20 protein-coding genes are annotated in these 19,619 nt (G+C 66.9%); 18 read left to right on the plus strand and 2 right to left on the minus strand.

Annotated elements, in window-relative coordinates; translation table 11 throughout:
- The first annotated feature begins 87 nt into the window (after nt 1-87).
- Both AB0P11_RS15270 and AB0P11_RS15275 read left to right on the plus strand, forming a co-directional pair.
- Nucleotides 88-1,632 carry a CitMHS family transporter gene (locus AB0P11_RS15270; RefSeq protein WP_230100612.1) on the plus strand — a complete coding sequence of 515 codons (1,545 nt, stop codon included), beginning with the start codon at nt 88-90 and terminating at the stop codon, nt 1,630-1,632.
- An 18-nt stretch (nt 1,633-1,650) separates the two neighbouring features.
- Complete coding sequence (locus tag AB0P11_RS15275; protein WP_053095751.1) at nt 1,651-2,064, plus strand: hypothetical protein; 414 nt, start codon at nt 1,651-1,653, stop codon at nt 2,062-2,064.
- A gap of 13 nt (nt 2,065-2,077) precedes the next feature.
- Here AB0P11_RS15275 and epsC read toward each other — a convergent pair whose 3' ends face one another.
- Both epsC and cysK read right to left on the minus strand, forming a co-directional pair.
- Nucleotides 2,078-2,647 (minus strand): serine O-acetyltransferase EpsC, encoded by a 570-nt coding sequence (gene epsC / locus AB0P11_RS15280; RefSeq protein WP_053095752.1) that lies wholly within the window; start codon nt 2,645-2,647, stop codon nt 2,078-2,080.
- A 7-nt stretch (nt 2,648-2,654) separates the two neighbouring features.
- The gene (gene cysK, locus AB0P11_RS15285) at nt 2,655-3,593 is read right to left on the minus strand and encodes a cysteine synthase A (RefSeq protein WP_053095753.1); all 939 of its coding nucleotides are present in this window, start codon (nt 3,591-3,593) and stop codon (nt 2,655-2,657) included.
- Nucleotides 3,594-3,692: 99 nt separating this feature from the next.
- Between cysK and prmC the strand changes: the two genes are divergently transcribed.
- The 16 genes from prmC (at nt 3,693) to AB0P11_RS15365 (ending at nt 19,609) form a co-directional block, all read left to right on the plus strand.
- The gene (gene prmC / locus AB0P11_RS15290; protein ID WP_056278391.1) at nt 3,693-4,553 is read left to right on the plus strand and encodes a peptide chain release factor N(5)-glutamine methyltransferase; all 861 of its coding nucleotides are present in this window, start codon (nt 3,693-3,695) and stop codon (nt 4,551-4,553) included.
- Nucleotides 4,554-4,601: 48 nt separating this feature from the next.
- The gene (locus tag AB0P11_RS15295; RefSeq protein ID WP_363522819.1) at nt 4,602-5,309 is read left to right on the plus strand and encodes an L-threonylcarbamoyladenylate synthase; all 708 of its coding nucleotides are present in this window, start codon (nt 4,602-4,604) and stop codon (nt 5,307-5,309) included.
- Nucleotides 5,306-6,478, plus strand: coding sequence for an MraY family glycosyltransferase (locus AB0P11_RS15300; RefSeq protein WP_053095756.1), 1,173 nt, complete (start codon nt 5,306-5,308; stop codon nt 6,476-6,478). Before AB0P11_RS15295 ends, AB0P11_RS15300 begins: the two co-directional genes overlap by 4 nt.
- Nucleotides 6,475-7,050, plus strand: a complete 576-nt coding sequence (locus AB0P11_RS15305) for a hypothetical protein (protein ID WP_056278396.1) — start codon at nt 6,475-6,477, stop codon at nt 7,048-7,050. The genes AB0P11_RS15300 and AB0P11_RS15305 overlap by 4 nt, the downstream gene beginning before the upstream one ends.
- Nucleotides 7,051-7,196: 146 nt before the next feature.
- On the plus strand, nt 7,197-7,979 hold the full coding sequence (gene atpB / locus AB0P11_RS15310; protein ID WP_053095758.1) for a F0F1 ATP synthase subunit A: 783 nt from the start codon (nt 7,197-7,199) through the stop codon (nt 7,977-7,979).
- Nucleotides 7,980-8,022: 43 nt separating this feature from the next.
- Nucleotides 8,023-8,259, plus strand: coding sequence for an ATP synthase F0 subunit C (atpE, locus tag AB0P11_RS15315; RefSeq protein ID WP_042541851.1), 237 nt, complete (start codon nt 8,023-8,025; stop codon nt 8,257-8,259).
- 27 nt (nt 8,260-8,286) lie between these two features.
- Complete coding sequence (locus tag AB0P11_RS15320) at nt 8,287-8,841, plus strand: F0F1 ATP synthase subunit B (protein WP_053095759.1); 555 nt, start codon at nt 8,287-8,289, stop codon at nt 8,839-8,841.
- Entirely contained in the window at nt 8,841-9,629 is a 789-nt protein-coding gene (locus AB0P11_RS15325; protein WP_363522823.1) for a F0F1 ATP synthase subunit delta, read from the plus strand. Before AB0P11_RS15320 ends, AB0P11_RS15325 begins: the two co-directional genes overlap by 1 nt.
- 47 nt (nt 9,630-9,676) lie before the next feature.
- The gene (gene atpA, locus AB0P11_RS15330; RefSeq protein WP_053095761.1) at nt 9,677-11,317 is read left to right on the plus strand and encodes a F0F1 ATP synthase subunit alpha; all 1,641 of its coding nucleotides are present in this window, start codon (nt 9,677-9,679) and stop codon (nt 11,315-11,317) included.
- Between the two features lie 20 nt (nt 11,318-11,337).
- Entirely contained in the window at nt 11,338-12,237 is a 900-nt protein-coding gene (locus tag AB0P11_RS15335) for a F0F1 ATP synthase subunit gamma (protein WP_053095762.1), read from the plus strand.
- 23 nt (nt 12,238-12,260) lie between these two features.
- Entirely contained in the window at nt 12,261-13,715 is a 1,455-nt protein-coding gene (atpD, locus tag AB0P11_RS15340) for a F0F1 ATP synthase subunit beta (protein WP_053095763.1), read from the plus strand.
- A 2-nt stretch (nt 13,716-13,717) separates the two neighbouring features.
- Entirely contained in the window at nt 13,718-13,978 is a 261-nt protein-coding gene (locus AB0P11_RS15345) for a F0F1 ATP synthase subunit epsilon (protein WP_053095764.1), read from the plus strand.
- 72 nt (nt 13,979-14,050) lie between these two features.
- The gene (locus AB0P11_RS15350) at nt 14,051-14,797 is read left to right on the plus strand and encodes a peroxide stress protein YaaA (RefSeq protein ID WP_072591113.1); all 747 of its coding nucleotides are present in this window, start codon (nt 14,051-14,053) and stop codon (nt 14,795-14,797) included.
- 118 nt (nt 14,798-14,915) lie between these two features.
- Nucleotides 14,916-15,695 carry a DUF5684 domain-containing protein gene (locus AB0P11_RS15355; RefSeq protein ID WP_157538147.1) on the plus strand — a complete coding sequence of 260 codons (780 nt, stop codon included), beginning with the start codon at nt 14,916-14,918 and terminating at the stop codon, nt 15,693-15,695.
- A gap of 242 nt (nt 15,696-15,937) precedes the next feature.
- On the plus strand, nt 15,938-16,777 hold the full coding sequence (locus AB0P11_RS15360; RefSeq protein WP_363522826.1) for a protein phosphatase 2C domain-containing protein: 840 nt from the start codon (nt 15,938-15,940) through the stop codon (nt 16,775-16,777).
- Nucleotides 16,778-16,834: 57 nt separating this feature from the next.
- Nucleotides 16,835-19,609, plus strand: a complete 2,775-nt coding sequence (locus tag AB0P11_RS15365; protein ID WP_363522828.1) for an FtsK/SpoIIIE domain-containing protein — start codon at nt 16,835-16,837, stop codon at nt 19,607-19,609.
- Nucleotides 19,610-19,619 lie beyond the last annotated feature (10 nt).

Raw genomic sequence — 19,619 nt, forward strand, 5'->3', positions numbered from 1 at the left:
GCGGCATACCGCGCTCTGCGGGGAGGGATTGCCTAGTCTCGTCAGGATCCGTCGCAGTCGACGGAGCTTCGACGAAGGAGTCACAGCATGCTCGATGCACTCACCGGCCTGTCCACGGCCGCAGAAGAGGCGCCGACCTACGACCTCGCGTTCGTGCCGCCCGAATGGGTTCTGGTCCTCCTGGGATTCACCATGGTGCTGGCCTTCATGACGCTGATCATGACGAAGCGACTGACGCCCATGGTGGCGCTGATCCTCGTGCCGACCGTGTTCGGGCTGTTCGCCGGTGCGGGGCTCGGCATGGGCGACATGATCCTCGATTCGATCGCCACGATGGCCCCGACCGCAGCGCTGCTGATGTTCGCGATCATGTTCTTCGGCATCATGATCGACGTCGGCCTGTTCGATCCGCTGATCCGGGTGATCACGCGTGTTCTCGGCGATGACCCGGCGAAGGTCGTGCTGGGAACCGCGATCCTCGCGGGAGCCGTCTCGCTCGACGGCGACGGCTCGACGACGTTCATCATCACGACGTCGGCGATGCTGCCGATCTACCTCCGTCTCGGCATGAGTCCGGTCGTCCTCACGTGCGTCGCCGGCTTGATGAACGGCACTCTGAACATCGTTCCCTGGGGCGGGCCGACGGTGCGCGCGGCGACCGCTCTGGGACTGCAGCCGACGGACATCTTCGTCCCCATGCTGCCGGCTCTCGGCGTCGGCATCGTCGTGACGCTGGGCTTCGCCTGGATGCTCGGGCTGGGGGAGCGCCGCCGACTCGGGCGCCTCGACTCCGAAGGGCTGCTCACGGGTTCCGACGGCGGTGCTCTTTCTACAGTGCCGAAGATCTTCCGCGGTGCCGGACCGAAGCCCGGCGCCCGTGCAGCGCTCCGCACCGGCAACATCGTCGTCGTCGCCGGTGGGCGAGGCCCCGTCGCCGCGGCCAGCGTCGACCCGGCCGACACCGCCATGGCGGACACCATGCTCGACCCCGCGCGCCCGACGCTGAGGCCGCGACTGATCTGGTTCAACCTCGCGCTCACCGTCGCCGTCATGGTGCTGCTCGTTCTCGACATCATGCCGCTCCCGTACGTGTTCATGGTCGGTGCCGCCGTCGCGCTGCTGGTCAACTTCCGAGGGATCAAGGAACAGGCGTCCGAGATCGTGGCCCATGCGCCCAGCATCGTCGGTGTCGTCTCGATGGTGATCGCGGCCGGAGTCCTGGTCGGCGTCCTGACCGGCACCGGGATGGTCGATGCGATGGCGACCTGGATCACCGACGTGCTTCCGCCTGCGCTCGGCCCCTTCCTCGCACCCATCACCGGTGTTCTGTCGATCCCGTTCACGTTCTTCATGTCGAACGACGCCTTCTACTTCGGCATCCTGCCGGTGCTGTCGCAGAGCGCGGCGACGTTCGGCATCGACCCCGTCGAGATGGCGAGGGCATCGATCATCGGTCAGCCGGTCCACCTGCAGAGCCCGCTCGTGCCGGCGATCCTGCTGCTCGTCTCGCTCGCCAGCGTCAACCTGGGCGATCACCACAGGAAGGTGCTGTGGCGCGCGGTGATCGTGTCGCTCGTGATGCTCGCCGTCGGCATCCTGTCGGGCGCGATCCCCTTCTTCGTCGCCCAGTGAGAGCGATATGCTCAGCGCGTGATCACCTTCCTCTTCCGCGCGCTGATGTACGTCATCTCGGCCGGCCTCGGTCTCATCGTGGCCGACCTCGCGCTCGAGGGGTTCCAGATCCAGTGGGACCAGTGGTGGGGGTTCGTGCTCTGCATCCTGATCTTCGCCGTGTTGCAGAGCGTGCTCTCACCATGGGTCAGCAAGATCGCGGATCGCTATGCACCGGTCCTGATGGGCGGCATCGGCATCTTCTCGACGCTCATCGCCCTCGTGGTCGTCGTCCTGCTGCCGATCGGTGGGCTGCGCATCGTCGATCTCGTGGGCTGGCTGCTCGGATCGGTGATCGTCTGGCTGATCACGGCGCTCGGCAGTGTGCTGCTGCCACTGATCTTCCTTCGCAAGAAGGTCGACAAGGTGAGGTCTCGCCGCGGGGCGGCCTGAGAGCGCGGGCGCGTCAGATCGAGTAGTCGGGTGCGGTGAGCACCGCTCGGGTGTCCTCGCCCATGACCCGTGCACGGGGCTTGGCGGGCACACCGACGAGGATGCTGTCCGCCGGGGCGTCGCGCGTGACCACGGCATTCGCTCCGACCACGGAGCCCTCGCCGATCGTGATCGGTCCGAGGATCTTCGCGCCTGCTCCCACGGCCACGCCGTCGCCGAGCGTCGGATGTCGCTTGCCTGAGTCACGCGTGCGGCCGCCGAGAGTGACCCCGTGATACAGCATCACATCGTCGCCGACCTCTGCCGTCTCGCCGATGACCACGCCCATGCCATGGTCGATGAAGAAGCGTCGACCGATCCGCGCGCCGGGGTGGATCTCGATCCCGGTGAGCCATCGCGACACCTGTGATGTCGCACGGGCGAGCAGCCGCAGCCGGCGGCGCCACAGCGCGTGCGAGACCCGATGTGCCCAGATCGCGTGCATCCCCGGATACAGCAGTGCCACCTCGGCGCCGCTGCGCGCGGCGGGGTCGCGAAGTCGGGCTGCCGCGATGTCCTCGCGCATTCGGCCGATCATGTCCATCGGGAGTTCAGGCCTCGCGCAGATCCTCGTAGAGCGCGGTCGAGAGGTAACGCTCGCCGAACGAGGGGATGATGACGACGATCGTCTTCCCCGCAGCCTCCGGGCGCTGGGCGACCTGCAGAGCGGCCCAGATCGCGGCTCCGCTCGACATGCCCACGAGGATGCCCTCGCGGCTCGCGGTCTCGCGCGCGACACGGATGGCATCGTCGAACGTGACGTCGATGACCTCGTCGAGGACATCACGATCGAGGATGGGAGGCACGAAGTTCGGTCCGATGCCCTGTATCTTGTGCGGCCCGGGGTGTCCCTCGGTGAGGATGGGCGAATCCTTGGGTTCGACGGCGACGATCTTCACGCCGGGGACGCGCTCCTTCAGGACCTGACCGACGCCCGTGATGGTTCCGCCCGTGCCGATGCCGGCGACGAGGTAGTCGACGGAGCCCTCCGTGTCGCGGAGGATCTCCTCGGCCGTCGTGCGGCGGTGGATCGCGGGGTTCGCCTCGTTGGCGAACTGCTTCGCGAGAATGGCACCCGGAGTGCGGGCGGCGATCGCCTCCGCCTCGGCGATCGCGTTCGTCATGCCCTTCGTGGGGTCCGTGAGGATGAGTTCGGCACCGAACGCCTTGAGAAGGAGGCGCCGCTCCTTGGACATCGACGCGGGCATCGTGAGGATCACCTTGTACCCGCGTGCGGCGCCGACCATCGCCAGCGCGATACCGGTGTTGCCGCTGGTCGCCTCCACGATCGTGCCTCCGGGCTTCAGCTCGCCCGAGGCCTCCGCAGCGTCGACGATGGCGATGCCGAGCCGGTCTTTGACGCTCGAGGCCGGGTTGTAGAACTCGAGCTTGGCGAGAACTGTCGCGCCGAGGCCCTCGGTGACCCGGTTCAGACGAACCAGGGGAGTGTTGCCGAAAGCGGAGGTGATGTCGGAGTGGATACCGGGCATGGGGAGAGCCTTCCTGTGCGGGGGACTGCGCGCTCCAGCCTAGGCGAGAGCCCTAGGGGGGTGGGCAATATGACACCTGCCGCGCTCTACGCTTGATCCATGTCCGATCTCTCCCTCGCCTCCGCCGTGCATGCGGCGGCCCGACAGCTCGCAGACGCCGGCGTCACGGATCCTCTCGTCGACGCGGAGCTGCTCGCCGGTCACGTCCTCGGCGCGCGGCGTGGTGAGGTGCAGGCATCGATCATCCGCGGTGATGCGGTGGAGGAGGCGGACGCCGAGGCGTTGCGGGCTCTGGTCGCCCGTCGTGCGAGCAGGGAGCCGTTGCAGCACATCACCGGAACGGCGCCGTTCCGCCACCTCGAGCTCGCGGTCGGGCCCGGAGTCTTCGTCCCGCGACCTGAGACCGAGACGGTCGTGCAGTACGCGATCGACGCGCTCCTCGGGTCCGCGCTTCCCGACCCGATCGGCATCGATCTCGGCACCGGCAGCGGGGCGATAGCACTCGCCATGGCCACCGAGGTGCCCCATGCGCGCATCTTCGCCGCCGAGCTCTCGCCCGACGCGTATCCGTGGGCGGCTCGGAACACGGCGGGGGTGGCCAACCTCACCCTCGTGAACGACGACCTGGCGCACGCGTTCGCGGAGCTCGACGGCACTGCCTCCGTCGTGATCTCGAACCCGCCGTACGTTCCGGACGCCGCGGTGCCTCGTGACCCTGAGGTTCGGCTCTTCGATCCGTCGATGGCGCTGTACGGGGGAGAAGACGGGCTCGACATCGTGCGTGTGCTCAGCGTGCGCGCGCTCGAGCTGCTGCATCCGGGCGGGCTGCTGGTGATCGAGCACGGGGAGCTCCAGGGCGAGGAGATCCGCAGCATCCTCACGCGCGACGGCTGGCGTGCCGCCGCGACGCACCGCGACCTCACCTTGCGAGACCGCGCGACGACCGCTCTGCGTCCCTGACGCGCAGACACGAACCGCACAGACATCGCCAACTAGAATCGGATCGTCATGTCCTCCATCTTCGATTGCGGCGACGAGGCCCAGCTCCTCGCCGGCATGCGCCACGCCCGCCAGGCCATCGCCCGCGGCGAACTCATCGTCATGCCCACCGACACGGTCTACGGCGTCGCCGCCGACGCGTTCTCTCCCGCTTCCGTACGGCGCCTCCTCGACGCCAAAGGGCGAGGGCGCAATCAGCCGCCTCCCGTGCTCATCGGCACGAAGGAGACGCTGCACGCGCTGGCGGAGTCCGTTCCCGAGCCCGTCCAGCGACTCGTCGACGCCTTCTGGCCCGGCGGCCTGACCATCGTTCTCCCCGCTCAGCCCTCTCTTGTCTGGGACCTGGGCGACACGGAGGGGACCGTCGCCGTCAGAATGCCCGAGGGGCGCGTCGCGCTGGAGCTCCTGGCGGAGACCGGACCGCTGGCCGTCTCCAGCGCGAACCTCACCGGCCGTGAGTCGGCGATCTCCGCGTTCGATGCCGAGCGGATGCTCGGAGACAGCGTGTCGGTGTATCTCGCAGACGGCGTCAGTCGCGACGGGGTCGCGTCGACGATCGTCGACGCGACCTCCCTGGTTCCCCGCGGCGCGGAGCCCGCCGCCGGTGGTGTTCGCATCCTCAGAGCCGGCGCCGTCAGCCGCGAACGGCTGGAGGAGGTGCTCGGCGACCTGCTCGAACCCGAGGCGCCGTCGCCGGAATCGGACGGGGATTCGTGAAGCAGTACCTCCTCACGATCATCCTGACCGCCGCGATCACCTTCGCGTTGACCTGGGCGGTCTGGAAGCTGAGCCTGCGTTTCAAGCTGTACCCCGGCATCCGAGAGCGGGATGTGCACACGACTCCCACTCCCCGTCTCGGTGGCGTCGCGATCTTCCTCGGCATCGCAGCGGCGATCGGTGTCTCGGCTCTGAATCCGTTCTTCACCACCATGTGGATGCCGCCGCAGACGATGTGGTCGATCCTCGCCGCATCCCTCTTGATCGCCGTCATCGGCGTCGTCGACGATCTGTGGGATCTCGACTGGATGATCAAGCTCGGCGCACAGTTCCTCGCCGCCGGGATCATCACCGTCGGTGGCGGGCTGCAGATCCTCTCCCTGCCGTTCGGCGATCTGATCGTCTTCTCGAGCTGGCTGAGCATCACCATCACGATGTTCGCGATCGTCATCGTGATGAACGCCGTCAACTTCATCGACGGCCTCGACGGCCTCGTCGCCGGCGTCTGCCTGATCGCGAACGGCGTGTTCTTCGCCTACTCCTACATCCTGACGCGTGACACCGGAGCATCGAGCTACTTCAACCTCGCATCCTTCCTCGCCGCAGTGCTGATCGGCGCGTGCCTCGGCTTCCTCCCGTTCAACTGGAGTCCTGCGAAGCTCTTCATGGGCGATTCGGGAGCGCTCGTGATCGGTCTGCTGATGGCGACGTCCGCGATCGCCGTGACCGGGCAGCTCGAGCCGTCGGCCCTCGATCCCGAGCGTCTCGGACGATCGCAGCTCCTCGGCGCGTTCATCCCGATCCTCCTCCCTCTTCTGGTCGTGCTGCTGCCGCTCCTCGATTTCGGGCTCGCAGTGCTGCGACGGATGAACGCGGGGAAGTCGCCGTTCTCACCCGACCGCAAGCACCTGCATCACCGCATGCTCGACCTCGGCCACCGCGACCGCGACGCCGTGCTCATCTTCTACGCCTGGACCGCGGTCATCTCCCTGGCCGTCCTCCTCATGTACGTGGGCGCGCGTGAGGACTGGCCCGGCCAGTACCTCCCCGGAGTCGTGTTCGGCCTGGTGGGAATCGCCGCGTGCCTCGTCATCACCCTGAATCCTCTGCGCCGACGGAAGCCCGCGGCGTCTGCTGAGTCCGACCCGACACCCGTGGAGTCCCCGTGAGCCCGAGCCCTGTTTCCAGCAATCCGATCCTGCGGAGGACGCTGATCTGGTCCGCGGTCTCGATGGCGGTCCTCGCGATCGTCGCCGGAGCGATCGGCCTCCTCGTCGGCGGGACGGAAGGTCTCGTCAGCGGGCTGCTGGGCGTCGTGCTCGCCATGCTGTTCCTCGGCATCACCGCCCTCAGCATCCTCATCGCCAACCGCTGGTTCGGCGATCCGCTCTACGTGCAGCTGTTCTTTGCGATCGTGCTCGGCGGATGGCTTCTGAAGCTCGGTCTCTTCGTCGTGATCATGATCGTCCTGAGCGGGCAGCCGTGGATCGAGCCGATGGTGTTCTTCCTGTCGATCGTCACGGGAGTGGTGGCGACCCTCGTCATCGACGTGATCGTCATCACGCGGATGCGCCTTCCGCACGTGAGCGACGCGTCCCTTCCCTCCGAGGCTCCGATCGACCGCGCGCCGGGGGTGGAGCTGCCGACCGTCGTGCCGGAGGATCGTGCGCCCGGGCGCCACCACATCGTGCCCGAACCCCCTGCGCAGGACGGCTCCGGCGAACAGCCCCCGCGGTCTTAGGACACCCTCTTATTCTGATAGTGTTGAGACGTGCCCGCCGCTCGCCCGCGAGCGCTTGCGCTTGAAGCACACCGACCATCGTCGCCCCGGTTCTGACCGGTGCCCCGAAGCTGGAGCCCGCGCTGTTCAATCTTGCTGCGACCCTGATGCCCAAACTCGCCTCTGACGGCGAGTTCCACGGACCTTCGATCGACGAGTTCTTCCCGGAGATCCTCTTCGAAGTCGCGGGTATCCCCGTGCACCGAATCCACCTCGTGCAGTTCCTCGCCGTGGTCGCCGTCGTGCTGATCCTCGTCCTCGGAACCCGCCGTATGAAGATCGTCCCCGGACGCTTCCAGAGCGTCGTCGAGATGGGGCTGGACTTCGTCCGCACCAATATCGCGCACGATCTGCTCGGACGCAAGGACGGCAACCGATTCCTGCCGATCCTCACCACCATCTTCTTCATGGTGCTGTTCATGAACATCACGGGAATCATCCCGTTCCTGAACATCGCAGGCACGAGCATCGCGGCCGTGCCGCTGACGCTCGCGCTGGTGAGCTACATCACCTTCATCTACGCGGGTATCAAGAAGAGCCCGCTGGGCTTCTTCAAGAACGCGCTGTTCCCGGCCGGCGTTCCGTGGCCGGTCTACATCATCGTGACGCCGATCGAGTTCCTCTCGACGTTCATCATCCGGCCCGTCACGCTGATGCTCCGACTCCTGATGAACATGGTGGTCGGCCACATGCTCCTGGTGCTGTGCTTCGCAGCCACCCAGTTCTTCTTCTTCACCGCAGGTGGCGGCTGGGCCGCTCTCGGTGTCGGAACCCTCGCCTTCGGCGGCGCCTTCACTCTCTTCGAGATCCTGGTCGCCGTTCTCCAGGCATACGTCTTCACCGTCCTCACCGCGGTCTACATCCAGCTCGCGGTCGCAGAAGAGCACTGAGCGGGTCGGCAACTGCCGTCCCACCCAACGAAAGGAAAAACCCGTGGACGCTACTACGGTTCTCGCAGACATCAACGGTCACCTCGCATCGGTCGGCTACGGCCTCGCAGCGATCGGTCCGGCCATCGGCGTGGGTATCGTCGTCGGCAAGACCATCGAGGGTGTCGCTCGTCAGCCCGAGCTGGCCGGCCGCCTGCAGGTCCTCATGTGGATCGGTATCGCCTTCACCGAGGCGCTTGCATTCGTCGGCATCGCCGTCGGATTCATCCCCTTCCCGTAATCCGAACCGACTTCTGAAGGAGACAGGATGCTGAACGCTCTTGTCACGAACCTCGCAGCAGAGGGTGAAACACCCAACCCTCTGATCCCTGCGTGGTACGACATCATCTGGTCGGGTCTGTGGTTCCTCGTCATCCTCATCGTCGTGTGGAAGGTCGCCCTTCCGAAGTTCACGGCAATGCTCGACAAGCGGTCCGCCGCCATCGAGGGCAACATCGCCAAGGCGGACGAAGCACAGAAGCAGGCTGAGGCCGCGCTCGAGGAGTACACCCGTCAGCTCGCCGAGGCACGCACCGAGGCCGGTGAGATCCGCGAAGCCGCCCGTGAGGACGGCAAGAAGATCGTCGCCGAGGCCAAGGAGGCCGCGTCGAGCGAAGCAGCTCGCATCACCGCGACCGCGCACACGCAGATCGAGGCCGAGCGGCAGACCGCTCTCGTCTCGCTGCGCAGCGAGGTCGGCTCGCTCGCGATCGACCTCGCCGGTGGCGTGGTCGGCGAGACGCTCTCCGACGATGCACGTGCGACCGCGGTCGTCGACCGCTTCCTCGCCGACCTCGAAGCATCCGAGAAGGCGGCTCAGTAATGGGCAGCGCGACCACTCAGGCACTCGCGGCATCCACTCAGACGCTTGCCGCAGCGACGGACGTCACTCTCGACACGGCGCGGGAGCTGTTTGCAGCCGCACGCGCCGTGGCGGAGTCGTCTCATTTGAGCGGCGCGCTCGCTGACCCGTCGGCTCCGGTCGTGGCGCGACAGAACGTCGTCGCCGCGGTGTTCGGCGGGTTCTCGCAGAACGCGCAGACCGTCCTGAAGACGGTCGTCGCCGAGCGCTGGTCATCGGCTTCCCAGCTCGTGGACGGCGTCGAGGAACTCGCGATCAGGGCTGCCGCGATCGCCGAACCGCAGGCTGACATCGGGGGAGAGCTCTTCGGCTTCACCCGGGTGATCGCCGCGAACGCGGAGCTCGAGCTCGCGCTCGGAAGCCGCCTCGGGGGCGAGGACGCCAAGGGCGCGCTCGTCGACAGGCTTCTCGCCGGGGGCGTCAGCGACGCGACCGCCGTGATCGTCTCGTCGCTGGTGCGCCAGCCTCGTGACCGTCGCGTTCGGCAGATGCTCACCCGTGCGACGCGGGTCGTCGCCGACCAGGGCGACCGTGTGGTCGCGACGGTGCACAGCGCCACACCGCTCACCGACGCACAGCGCACCCGTCTCAGCGACGTTCTCTCGCGTCGTTACGACGGCAAGATCTCGCTCAACGAGGTCAACGACCCCTCTGTCGTCGGAGGCCTGCGCGTGCAGATCGCCGATGACGTCATCGACGGCAGTATCTCCGCCCGTCTCGCCGATCTTCGCCAGAAGCTCGCCGGCTAACACGACTTCGCGCGGGGAACCGCGCACCCAGATACAAAGGGAAGACAATGGCAGAACTATCGATCAGCCCCGACGTCATCCGTGACGCGCTGAAGGACTTCGCCGCAGCATACGAGCCCACTGGGGCCGCGGCGACCGAGGTCGGCACCGTCATCGACGCAGCCGACGGCATCGCGCATGTCGAGGGACTGCCCGGGGTGATGGCGAACGAACTCGTCACCTTCGCGGACGGCACCAAGGGTCTCGCGCTCAACCTCGACGAGCACCAGATCGGTGTCGTCGTGCTCGGCGACTTCACCGGCGTCGAGGCCGGCCAGGAAGTCACCCGCACGGGTGAGGTCCTCTCGGTTCCCGTCGGCGACGGCTACCTCGGTCGCGTCGTCGACCCGCTGGGTAACCCGATCGACGGCCTCGGCTCCATCGCCACCGAAGGCGTTCGCGAGCTCGAGCTGCAGGCACCGGGTGTCATGCAGCGCAAGTCGGTGCACGAGCCGATGCAGACCGGCATCAAGGCCATCGACGCCATGATCCCCGTCGGCCGCGGTCAGCGTCAGCTGATCATCGGTGACCGCCAGACCGGCAAGACGGCCATCGCGATCGACACGATCATCAACCAGAAGGCCAACTGGGAGTCGGGCGACGTCAACAAGCAGGTGCGCTGCATCTACGTCGCCATCGGTCAGAAGGGCTCGACCATCGCTTCGGTGAAGGGCGCGCTCGAAGAGGCCGGCGCTCTGGAGTACACCACCATCGTGGCGGCTCCGGCATCCGACCCCGCCGGTTTCAAGTACCTCGCTCCCTACACCGGTTCGGCCATCGGCCAGCACTGGATGTACGGCGGCAAGCACGTCCTCATCATCTTCGACGACCTGTCGAAGCAGGCTGAGGCCTACCGTGCGGTGTCGCTCCTCCTGCGTCGTCCGCCGGGCCGCGAGGCTTACCCGGGTGACGTCTTCTACCTGCACTCGCGTCTGCTCGAGCGTTGCGCGAAGCTGTCCGACGAGCTCGGCGCAGGTTCGATGACCGGTCTCCCGATCATCGAGACCAAGGCGAACGACGTCTCGGCATACATTCCGACCAACGTGATCTCGATCACCGACGGCCAGATCTTCCTCCAGTCCGACCTCTTCAACGCCAACCAGCGTCCGGCGGTCGACGTGGGTATCTCGGTGTCGCGAGTCGGTGGTGACGCTCAGGTCAAGTCGATCAAGAAGGTCTCCGGAACGTTGAAGCTGGAGCTCGCGCAGTACCGCTCCCTCGAGGCGTTCGCGATGTTCGCATCCGACCTCGACGCGGCTTCGCGTCGTCAGCTCTCCCGTGGAGCGCGCCTGACGGAGCTGCTCAAGCAGCCTCAGTACTCGCCGTACCCCGTCGAGGAGCAGGTCGTCTCGATCTGGGCCGGAACGAAGGGCAAGCTCGACACCCTCGAGGTCTCGGACGTTCTTCGCTTCGAGCGCGAACTGCTCGACTACCTGCGTCGCAACACGAAGGTGCTCGAGACCCTGCGCGAGACCAACGTCCTCGATGACGACACCGTCGCCGAGCTCGACAAGCACACCGACGCTTTCCTTCTGGAGTTCCAGGGTGGTAAGGGGCAGGCCATCGGCGCCCCGGGTCACGAGGAGCACGCTGCAGCCGAGGCTGAGGACGTCAACCAGGAGAAGATCGTCAAGGGTCGTCGCGCGTAATCGCGTGAGGAACTGATTTCATGGGCGCTCAACTCAGGGTCTACAAGCAGAAGATCTCTTCTGCTCAGACGACCAAGAAGATCACGAAGGCGATGGAACTCATCGCGGCTTCGCGCATCCAGAAGGCGATGGCACGCGTCAAAGCGTCCAGCCCCTTCGCGCGGGCCGTGACGAGGGCCGTGTCCGCCGTCGCGACGCACTCGAACGTCGACCACCCGCTCACCCGCGAGCCCGAGACGATCCGCCGTTCTGCGGTCGTGATCTTCTCGTCGGACCGCGGTCTCGCCGGAGCCTTCAACTCGCAGATCCTCCGTGAGGGTCTCGAGGTGGCGGAGCTCCTGCGGGGGCAGGGCAAGGAGCCGGTGTTCTACCTCGTCGGACGCAAGGCCGTCGGCTACTTCCAGTTCCGCCGCATCGCGGCTGCTGCGGAGTGGACGGGCGACACCGACACCCCGTCGTTCCACACGGCGGAGGAGATCTCGGCCACGCTGCTCGAGGACTTCTCGCGCGGTGCGGACGAGGGTGGCGTCGACGAGATCCACCTCGTGTACAACCGCTTCGTCAGCATGATGACGCAGTCGCCGGAATCCGTGCGACTGCTCCCGCTGGAGATCGCGGAAGCCGATGACTCGGAAGCGGGCAGCGCCGTCTACCCGCTGTACGAGTTCGAGCCGGATGCCGAGACAGTCCTCGACGCGATCCTGCCGGTGTACATCCAGAGCCGCGTCTTCAACGCTCTCCTGCAGTCGTCTGCCGCCAAGCAGGCCGCCACGCAGAAGGCGATGAAGTCGGCCAGCGACAACGCCGACAAGCTCATCACCGACTACACCCGTCTGCGCAACAACGCGCGTCAGGCGGAGATCACGCAGCAGATCGCGGAGATCGTCGGCGGCGCCGACGCACTCTCGTCGAGCAAATAGACCATCAGGAAAGAGACGAAGAAATGACCCCCACCGCTACGGCTGACCAGCCGGCGACCGCGGTCGTCGGGCGCGTCGCGCGCGTCAACGGTCCGGTTGTCGACATCGAGTTCCCGCACGACTCGATCCCCGACATCTACAACGCTCTGAAGACCACCATCGTCATCGGCGAGGAGTCCACGGAGATCACCCTCGAGGTCGCTCAGCACCTCGGCGACGACCTCGTTCGCGCCATCGCGCTGAAGCCCACCGACGGCATCGTCCGCGGCCAGGAAGTCCGCGACACGGGCGAGGCCATCTCGGTCCCGGTCGGCGACGTCACCAAGGGCAAGGTCTTCAACGTGATCGGCGAGGTCCTGAACCTCGAGCCCGGCGAGACCATCGAGGTCACCGAGCGCTGGCCGATCCACCGCAAGGCTCCCAACTTCGACCAGCTCGAGTCGAAGACCACGATGTTCGAGACCGGCATCAAGTCGATCGACCTCCTCACGCCGTACGTGCTGGGTGGAAAGATCGGTCTGTTCGGTGGAGCCGGTGTCGGCAAGACCGTCCTCATCCAGGAGATGATCCAGCGCGTCGCGCAGGACCACGGTGGAGTCTCGGTGTTCGCCGGTGTCGGTGAGCGCACCCGTGAGGGCAACGACCTCATCCACGAGATGGAAGAGGCGGGTGTCTTCGACAAGACGGCCCTCGTCTTCGGCCAGATGGACGAGCCGCCGGGAACGCGTCTGCGCGTCGCCCTCTCGGCTCTGACGATGGCGGAGTACTTCCGTGACGTGCAGAAGCAGGACGTGCTGCTCTTCATCGACAACATCTTCCGCTTCACGCAGGCCGGTTCCGAGGTCTCCACGCTGCTGGGCCGCATGCCCTCCGCCGTGGGTTACCAGCCGAACCTCGCCGACGAGATGGGCCTCCTGCAGGAGCGCATCACGTCGACCCGTGGCCACTCGATCACCTCGCTGCAGGCGATCTACGTGCCCGCCGATGACTACACCGACCCGGCACCGGCGACCACGTTCGCCCACCTCGACGCCACCACGGAGCTCTCGCGTGAGATCGCGTCGAAGGGTCTGTACCCGGCGATCGACCCGCTGACCTCGACATCGCGCATCATGGACCCCCGCTACTTGGGCGAGGACCACTACCGCGTCGCCACCACGGTCAAGCAGATCCTCCAGAAGAACAAGGAACTGCAGGAGATCATCGCCATCCTCGGTGTCGACGAGCTCTCCGAAGAGGACAAGATCGTCGTGTCTCGTGCACGTCGTATCCAGCAGTTCCTCTCGCAGAACACCTACATGGCCAAGAAGTTCACGGGTGTCGAGGGTTCGACCGTCCCGCTCAAGGAGACCATCGAGTCGTTCGATGCGATCGCCCGCGGTGACTTCGACCACGTCGCCGAGCAGGCCTTCTTCAACGTCGGTGGCATCTCCGATGTCGAAGAGCAGTGGGCGAAGATCCAGAAGGAGAACGGCTGATCATGGCATTGCATGTCAGCCTCGTCTCCGCGGATGCGGAGGTCTGGACGGGAGAGGCGAGCCTCGTGGTCGCCAAGACCGTCGAGGGTGAGATCGGATTCATGGCCGGCCACGAGCCGGTCCTGGCGATCCTCGCCCAGGGCGAGGTCCGGATCACGCAGACGGATGGCACCAAGGTGCTCGCCAACGCGCAGGACGGATTCCTCTCGATGGAGAGCGACGTCCTGACGATCGTGGCAGGCAACGCGGCTCTCATCGCCTGATCAGTCCCAGTTCCTCGCGTCCGCCTCGGCCCTCAGTGGGTCGGGGCGGACGCGTCTGTCTCCCGAGGTCTCATGAAGATTCTGCTGCCCCCGTCGGAGACCAAGCGACCAGGAGGACGCGATGCGCCTCTCGACGAGAGCTCGCTGGCGCTCCCCGGTCTGGTCGCCGAGCGCCGAGCGGTGATCGATGCGCTCATCGATCTGGCGCACGACGAGCAGGCAGCGCGCAGAGTGCTGAAGCTGAGCCCCAAGCAGGCAGGCGATGTCGAGCACAATCGGATGCTGCGCTCGGCCGCGACGATGCCGGCGGTCGACCGTTACACGGGCGTTCTGTATGACGCTCTCGACGCGGGCAGTCTCGACCCCGCGTCTCGCCGCTGGCTCGGTTCGCACGTCTGGATCCACTCGGCGCCGCTGGGGCCGATCGGAGCGCTCGATCTCATTCCGCCGTACCGGCTCGCTGCAGGGACCTCAGTGCCGGGCCTGGCTGCGCTGCGCAGACACTGGGCAGACGCGACCACGGCGGCCATAGCGGGGGAGGACCCCGACTTCATTCTCGATCTGCGCAGTGAGGCCTACGTCGCGCTCGGTCCCGTGCCGGACTCCGTGCCCTCCGCTTATGTGCGGGTCGTCACCGAGCACGGACGGGCTCTCAATCACTTCAACAAGAAGTCCAAGGGTCTTCTCGTGCGCGCCCTGGCGGAGGACCGCCCGAGAGTTCGGTCGCTTCGCACGCTTCGGACATGGGCGGCGGGGAGGGGGCTCGTCCTTCGACCGACCGACGACCGCGGTGTCGAGGAGCTCGTGGTCGCGGAATGACGGTGCATGACGGGCAGTGCGCTGTCTCCGCGTGTGTCGTTGCCCCGAATATCAGCACACCGATATGGTGGGTCTCGCGGCGCGCACAGCGTCCGCTCCATCGGATCCGGAGGGGATCATGTACAACGACTATTACGACAACGGGGCGGCTATCGCCGGTCTGTTCGTCGTCTTCTTGATCAGTCTGCTCTTCGCGCTGGCGTTCTATGTGATCTCGTCGATCTTCCTCATGAAGATCTTCGAAAAGGCTGGCGTCCAGGGCAAGTGGCGCGCGTGGGTGCCGGTGTACAACACGATGATCTTCGCGAAGCTGGGTGACATCTCGCCGTGGGTCGTCCTCATCGGCATCGGTCTCTCGTTCATTCCGTACCTCAACTTCCTGACCGGCATCGCTCTCGCTGTGGTGCTCGCTCTGGCCGCATGGCGGGTCGGACTGAAGCTGCAGAAGGATGCCGTCTGGGTGGTCCTGTTCGTTCTGCTCTCGATCGTCTGGTACGGCATCAACGCGTTCGACAAGTCGCGCTGGAACCCGAACATCGTTCCCGCACCGTGGGCAGGAAACAGCTTCCTCGCCGATTCCACCGTCTGGGATGGCGTTCCTGTGCAGCCGCGTCCGGCGGCCGGTCCCGGCTACGGCGCTCCGCAGGGCTACGGCGCTCCTCAGCAGGGCTATGCGCCGCCCGCGCCGCAGGGATACGCACCGCCCGCGCAGCCCGGCTACGCTCCGCCCGCCCAGCCCGGTTACGCTCCGCCCGCGGCCCCGTCGACCACCGGTGCTCCGCCGGCTGCTCCGTCGACGCCGCCCACGGCACCGCCCACGGCACCGCCGGCTCCGCCCGCAGCGCCTCCGGCCGCTCCGCAGGTTCCGCCCACGGATCCCACGCAGCCTCCGGCCTGATCGCAGACCGCACAGAGCCCTCGACTTCGGTCGGGGGCTCTGTGCTGTATGGGGCGCTCGCGGCGTGGTGAAGAGCAACGGTGGAAGACGATAACGTGGAGACATGCTCATGTCGCAGCCCAGAGTTGGCGCCGCAGGACTCCGCGTGATGGCCGGGGGTGCGCGTGCGGCCGTCGCGGCGTCCACTACGATATGTGAGTGTCCTGGGGTAGCCCGAACCGCAGGAAATCCGGAGGCGACGAGTGGCTGAGACGACGACGAAGACGCGCCGCGTCACGGTTGCGCAGCGTCAGCTGCTCCTTTCCTGGGCAGGCGTCACCGACGTGGGCCGGCGACGTGAGACGAACCAGGACGCGTTCTTCGCGGACTATCCGCTCTTCATCGTCGCGGATGGCATGGGTGGCCATGCGGGCGGTGAGATCGCGAGCCGCAGCACGGTGAAGCGGCTCGACGCCGTGGTCGCTGCCGGCGCGGTCGATCGCGGCGCCATCGAGGGTGCGTTGGAGATGGCGGTGGGTGACATCGCCGACCATCCGGAGACCACGGACGAGGGTACAGGGACGACGCTCACCGGAGTCTTCCTCGAGTTCGAGGGCGACGAGCCGCATTGGACGTCGCTCAACATCGGCGACTCGCGCGTGTACCTCCTCAGGGACGACCGCCTGGTGCAGATCACCACCGACCACTCGGTCGTGCAGGAGCTCATCGCGGCAGGCAAGATCAGCCCCGAAGAGGCCGAAGGTCATCCGTACAGCAACGTGATCACACGAGCGGTCGGGGCGAGCGAGCTCACCGCTCCCGACTACGTCACGCTCGATGTGCGCCCGGGAGATCGTTTCGTGATCTGCTCTGATGGACTCACGAAGGAGCTGACCGACTACGGCATCCAGCATTTCCTCCGCGAGAACGCCGATCCGGCGGCCGCCGTCGATGCGATGCTCGCTGCGGCACTCGAGAACGGCGGTCGCGACAACGTGACGCTCGTCATCGTGCAGATCGCGGACGAGTCGTCCTCGGCGCCGGACGAGTCCTCCTCCACAACGGACGAGTCCTCCTCCACAACGGACGAGTCCTCCGCCTGACGTCCTTTTCCTGTGGAGGGCTGATTCTGAGGCCCGCGTGTGCGGTCCACTGGCTGCATGGACTCTCTGCCGATCGCGATCCCTGCCGCCCCCGCACCGGCTCGTAGGCCTCCGACACCGTTCGTCGCGGCACTCGTCCCCGTGGCCGCTGGAGTGGTGCTCTGGCTCGTCACCGGGTCGCTGTTCTCTCTGTGCTTCGCGGTTCTGGGTCCCCTGATGATCATCGCTTCGCTGATCGACGGGTCGCGATCCCGACGCAAGGCGTCGCGGGTGGCTGCGACCGACAGCGAGGCTGCGTGGTCGCTCGTCGAAGCACAGTTGACGCAGCTTCACGATGATGAGCGTCAGTTGCGGTGGCATCGATATCCCGACGCTGCGGCAGGCCTGGCGCAGCCGCCTCTGCGCGGCCTCGATCCACCCGACGCCGCCACTCAGGTCGTCGTCGGCAGCGGTACCGGCGACAGCGGCGTGCGCGCTTCGGGCGGGGATGGGGAGCGCGAACGGGACTTCCGGATGCGATGCGCGAGGGTCGAGCGGGTGCCGGTGACGGTGCCCCTCAGCGGTGGCATCGGACTGCGCGGCTCGTATCCTCTCGTCGCCGCCGCGACGCGGGCGCTCGCGGTGCAGCTGTGTCTCAGATTCGGCACCGCCCAGATGTCCATCGTCGGCTCCCGTCTTGAAGAGCTGGGGCTCGCGGGGTTCCCGCAGGCCCACGCCGCGCGGCGCGGCTCGTTCCGGGTGGCCGTGGTGCAGGGCGCTGATCCTCGGCCGACGGCCGACGCCGTGATCTGGCTGCTGGATCGGGATGACGATGTTCCGGAAGGGATCACGACCGTCATCGACATCACCGAGCCGCACCGGGCGCGCGTCCGCACGGCGCAGGGGATCGTCGAGGTCGACGCCGAGTGCATGTCCCGGGATCAGACGATCGCGATCGGGGTCAGTCGCACAGGAGAGGGAGAGGAACTCGATTCTGTCCCCGCGTCGGTGGCGCTCAGCGACCTGCTGCAGCCGGAATCGCTCGTCGGTCTCCCGGCCGCAGTCGGCCGTGGTGAGCGGGAGGACATACTCCTCGACATCGTCGATGACGGGCCGCATGCCATCGTGACCGGCACGACCGGAACGGGCAAGAGCGAGCTGCTGGTCTCGTGGGTGACGGCCATGGCGAGCCGCCATGGACCTGATCGAGTCACATTCGTCCTCGCCGATTTCAAGGGCGGCACAGCCTTCGAGCCGCTTCGGATGCTCCCGCAGGTGGCTGCAGTGATCACGGACCTCGATGAGGAGGGGGCGCGGAGGGGCGTCTCCAGCCTGACCGCCGAGCTGCGGCGCCGCGAGTCGGTCCTCGCCGAGGCCGGCGCACGAGACGTCCGTGAGGTCGGCATGGCGAGGCTGGTCATCGTGGTCGACGAGTTCGCCGCGCTGCTCCAGGATCATCCGGACCTCGGGGCTGTGTTCACGGACATCGCCGCTCGGGGAAGGGCGCTGGGCATGCACCTCGTCCTCGGGACGCAGCGCGCGTCAGGCGTGATCCGCGATGCGTTGGCGGCGAACTGTCCGCTGAGAGTGAGCCTGCGTGTTGCGGACGCCGCCGACAGTCGGGCCGTCATCGGTGCCGACGACGCGGCTGAGCTCCCGGGCGGCGTCGAGTCGAGGGGCTTGGCTCTGGTTCGGCGCCCGCAGGACGCTGCGCCGATCGCGATGCGAGTAGCGCTGACCGGCGTCGCCGATCTCAGGGCGATCGCGCTGAGATGGGCTGACGCCGACATTCCGGGCAGCCCGTGGCTGCCGGTGCTGCCGCGGATGCTTCCTCTCGCGGAGCTTCAGGCTGAGACACGCAAGGAGGGCGAAGTCATCCTGGGCCGCGCGGACGATCCGCAACGTCAGGAGCAGCCACTCGAGCGGCTGTCGATCGGATCCGATCGAGGAATCGCCTTCCTCGGAGGACCCGAGTCGGGGCGCAGCTCGGCCTTGCGTGCACTGGCCAAGCAGCATGGGCATCCACTGTGGATACCGAGCGATCCAGAACATTCGTGGGACGCCGTCGTGGCTCTGGCGGAAGGGGGAGTTCCGCGCGGAGGGCTCGTGCTGTGCGACGACATCGACGTCCGGATCGGCGAGCTGCCCGTCGAGTACGGCCAGCATCTGGCGCAGCTCTGGGAGCAGATCCTCCGCAACGGGGCCGGAGGCACGATCGCGATCACGGCGACGAGAGCATCGGGGCCTGTCGGGCGGCTTCTCGACGCGCTGCCGCGTCGGGGGCTGCTCAGGATGCCGAGTCGGGTCGATCATCTTGCTGCGGGTGGGGACTCCGCAGGTTTCGATCCGCAGCGCGGTCCGGGACGGATGCGGATGGGGGATCGTGAGATCCAACTGGTCTGGGTCCCCGAGGAGCGACTGCGGTCGTCGGGTTCATCCAGTGGCACCTCTCGATATAGGGAACGGGAAAGTGACGGCTGGGCTCCGCGGCGTGCCCTCACGGCGCTCATCACGCCGGGGGTGGCTGCGGTGGCGGAGTCAGTGGCGGCTGCGTATCCCGACTGCGACGTCGTCACTCTGAGCGGCGAACCGTGGGATGCTCAGGCACCCACGCGTCCCACCGTCGTGCTCGGCGATGCAGACGCGTGGCAGCGCAGTTGGACGCTGTGGCAGCGGGTGCGTCGAGAGGGCGAAGTGCTCATCCGAGCCGAGAATGCCGCGGAGCTGCGGCAGCTCGCCGGTGTGCGAGAGCTCCCGCCGTATTCGCGACCGCATGCGGGCCGGGCGTGGTCGCTGGTCGGCGACTCCGGGCCCCGACGAATCGTGATCCCGGCACTCGCACCCCGGCGATGAGAAGCGTGTC

The sequence above is a fragment of the Microbacterium sp. NPDC079176 genome, assembly GCF_040686675.1.
In the GTDB taxonomy this organism is placed as follows: domain Bacteria; phylum Actinomycetota; class Actinomycetes; order Actinomycetales; family Microbacteriaceae; genus Microbacterium.